Raw genomic sequence first — 357 nt, 5'->3', positions numbered from 1 at the left:
ACGCCGACGGCTCCAGTTGTTACCCAAGATGAAACAAATGCAAGTGTAACAGTCACACCACAAGGTGATGCGGATAAGATGACAGTCCATTATGTGGCACCGAATGGAGATGCGAAGGAAGTAATCGCAACTAAAGTAGGGAACCAATGGACATTAAATGAAACCCCAACAGGAATTAGTATCGATAGTGCGAGTGGAGCAGTGACAATAAGCTATCAAGGTGTTCAAAATGGAAGTGAAGTTACAGCTAATGAGAGTCACGGTAATAGTGACACAAGTCCAGAAGCGAGAGCAAATGTGCCAGTGAAAGAAGCAACGCCGATGGCGCCAGTGATAACACCAGATGAAGCGAGTGCA

General features: G+C 45.9%; 1 pseudogene. It reads left to right on the top strand.

The features are described 5' to 3' along the window. Nucleotides 1-357, top strand: a pseudogene (locus ACZ267_RS12820) (cell wall anchor protein); the annotation flags it as partial.

The organism is Staphylococcus sp. AC872 (assembly GCF_979255425.1).
The sequence above is the reverse complement of the archived record's forward strand: the minus strand, read 5'-3'. Positions and strand labels throughout refer to the sequence as shown.